General features: G+C 66.6%; 3 protein-coding genes. All 3 read left to right on the top strand.

The features are described from left to right. Nucleotides 1-486 (top strand): efflux RND transporter permease subunit (locus BIS11_RS14145; RefSeq protein WP_253586359.1); only part of this gene is annotated, 486 nt, incomplete at its 5' end. A 161-nt stretch (nt 487-647) separates the two neighbouring features. Then, on the top strand, nt 648-2,537 hold the full coding sequence (gene edd / locus BIS11_RS14140; RefSeq protein ID WP_253586358.1) for a phosphogluconate dehydratase: 1,890 nt from the start codon (nt 648-650) through the stop codon (nt 2,535-2,537). Then, a partial coding sequence (locus BIS11_RS14135) for a glucokinase (RefSeq protein ID WP_253586357.1) occupies nt 2,537-2,912 on the top strand: 376 nt, incomplete at its 3' end. The genes edd and BIS11_RS14135, both read left to right, overlap by 1 nt.

Here is a 2,912-nt window from a genome sequence, read left to right as displayed (position 1 = left end):
TTTCTGATCATGGTGCTGACCTCGATTCTGCTGTTCGGCAAGCTCCGCCAGCCCCTGATCGTCTGGCTGGTGGTGCCGATGTCGGTGTGCGGGGTGGTGATCGGGCTTCTGCTCACCGGCCTGCCCTTCTCGTTCACGGCACTTCTGGGCATGCTGAGCCTTTCGGGCATGCTGATGAAGAACGCCATCGTGCTGGTCGACGAGATCGATGCCCAGATCGACGAGGGCACGCCGCGCTTCACCGCGCTCGTCCAGGCAAGCGTGAGCCGCCTGCGTCCGGTGTTCCTGGCCGCCGGCACCACCATTCTGGGGATGATTCCGCTGCTCTGGGACGCCTTCTTCAACAGCATGGCGATCACCATCATGGGCGGCCTGGCCTTCGCCTCGCTCCTCACGCTGATCGCCGTGCCGGTGTTCTACGCGCTGTTCTTTTCCATCAAGCGTGACGAGGTGGAGGAGCAGGAAGATAACCGGGCGAACGGCTAGCCCGTGGCCCATACTGGAAGACGTTCGCCGGGCCCGCGCCCGGCGAGATTGAGTAATAAACAAAACAAAAAGGTTCCAAGCGGCGTATGTCGCCCCTAAACTTGCCCCCAGGAATGTAAAATAACCACATATTCGCACCGATACAGCTAGCCGAGGTTCCCATGTCGAGCTTGAACGCCACGCCCCTGAACGCCACCGTTGCCAACGTGACCGCGCGCATCGCCGAGCGCTCGAAAGAGCGCCGGGCGCTCTACGAGCAGCGCATGACTGACCAGCACCGGCGCGGCGTGCATCGCGCCGAGCTCGCCTGCGGCAACCTCGCCCACGGCTTCGCCGCCTGCAGCCCGGCGGAGAAGGACACGCTGAAGCTGATGAACAGCGCCAACCTGGGGATCATCTCGGCCTACAACGACATGCTCTCGGCGCACCAGCCCTTCGAGACCTTCCCGACCACCATTCGCGAGGCGGCCCGCGCCATGGGCTCCACCGCCCAGTTCGCCGGCGGCGTGCCGGCGATGTGCGACGGCGTGACCCAGGGCCAGCCGGGCATGGAGCTTTCGCTGTTCTCTCGCGACGTGATCGCCATGGCGACCGCCGTGGGGCTTTCCCACAACATGTTCGACGCCGCGCTGTATCTCGGCGTGTGCGACAAGATCGTGCCGGGGCTGTTCATCGGTGCTGCCCGTTTCGGCCACCTGCCGGCGATGTTCGTGCCGGCGGGCCCGATGCCGGCGGGCTTGCCCAACAAGGAGAAGGCGCGGGTACGCCAGCTCTTCGCCGAGGGCAAGGTCGGACGCAGGGAGCTGCTGGAGGCGGAGTCGGAGTCCTACCACAGCCCCGGCACCTGCACCTTCTACGGCACCGCCAACTCCAACCAGCTGATGATGGAAGTGATGGGCCTGCACCTGCCGGGCACCTCCTTCGTCAACCCGGGCACCGAGATGCGCGAGGCGCTGACGCGCTTCGCCACCGAGCAGGCGATCCGCAACACCGAGGCCGGCGGCGAGTACCGCCCGTTCTACAAGCAGATCGACGAGCGCGCCATCGTCAACGCCGTGGTCGGGCTTCTCGCCTCCGGCGGCTCCACCAACCACACCCTGCACCTGATCGCCATGGCCGCCGCCGCGGGCATCACGCTGACCTGGGACGACTTCACCGAACTCTCGGCGGTCACGCCGAGCGTGATGAAGGTCTACCCCAACGGCCAGGCGGACATCAACCACTTCCAGGCCGCCGGCGGCATGAGCTACCTGTTCCGCGAGCTTCTGGGCGCGGGCCTTCTGCACGGCGACATTCCCACCGTGTTCGGCACGGATCTCACCGCCTACACCCAGGAGCCGTTTCTGGAAGATGGCAAGCTCGTGTGGCGCGAAGGTCCGGAACAAAGTCTCGATGAAGAGGTGCTGCGCCCGGTGGCCACGCCCTTCGCCCCGACTGGCGGCCTGACCGTGATGAACGGCAACCTGGGCCGCGGGGTGATCAAGATATCGGCGGTAGCCGAGGAGCATCGCGTGCTCGAGGCGCCGGTGCGCATCTTCGACGACCAGAACCAGATGAAAGGCGCGTTCGAGGCCGGCGAGCTCGACCGCGACGTGATCGTCGTGGTGCGCTTCCAGGGACCCAAGGCCAACGGCATGCCGGAGCTCCACAAGCTCACGCCGTATCTCGGCGTGCTGCAGGACCGTGGCTTCAAGGTGGCGCTGGTGACCGACGGGCGCATGTCCGGCGCCTCGGGCAAGGTGCCGGCGGCGATCCATATCAGCCCCGAGGCGCTCGACGGCGGCCCACTGGCCAAGCTTCGCGACGGCGACGTGGTGGCGCTCGACGCCAATACCGGCGTGCTCGAAGCGAAGGTCGACCCGGCCACCTGGGCCGAGCGCAGCCTCGCCCACGCCGATCTCGATCACTACCACGTGGGCATGGGCCGGGAGCTGTTCGGCGGATTCCGCCACCTGGCCATGCGCGGTGAGGAAGGCGCTGGCGTGTTTGGCGGCTTCGAGGCCGACGACATCGCCCTGCAGGACAACCAGATCCGCCAGGAAGACGCCTGATGCGACCGGCGCTGATCGGCGACATCGGCGGCACCAACGCCCGCTTCGCGCTGGTCATTCCCGGTGACACGGCGCCTTACGACATGCAGAACCTTGCCTGCGCCGACTACCCGGGCCCGGTCGAGGCCGCCCGGGAGTACCTGGCCCGGGTCGGCGCCATCGACGAGCTGGCCCCTCGTGAGGCGTGCCTGGCCTTCGCCTGCCCGGTGCACAACGAGCGGGTCAAGATGACCAACAACCCCTGGGACTTTCAGAAGAGCGAGGTGAAGGCGGCGCTGGGCCTTTCGCTCTTCAAGGTGATCAACGATTTCACCGCCCAGGCGCTCGGTGTGCCCCATGTCGATCAGGCGCATCTTTTCGAGGTGCAGGCCGGGG

This window comes from Halomonas sp. 707D4 (assembly GCF_024158685.1).
Lineage (GTDB): Bacteria > Pseudomonadota > Gammaproteobacteria > Pseudomonadales > Halomonadaceae > Vreelandella.
Note: the sequence above shows the minus strand (reverse complement) of the source record. Positions and strands in the feature narration are given on the sequence as shown.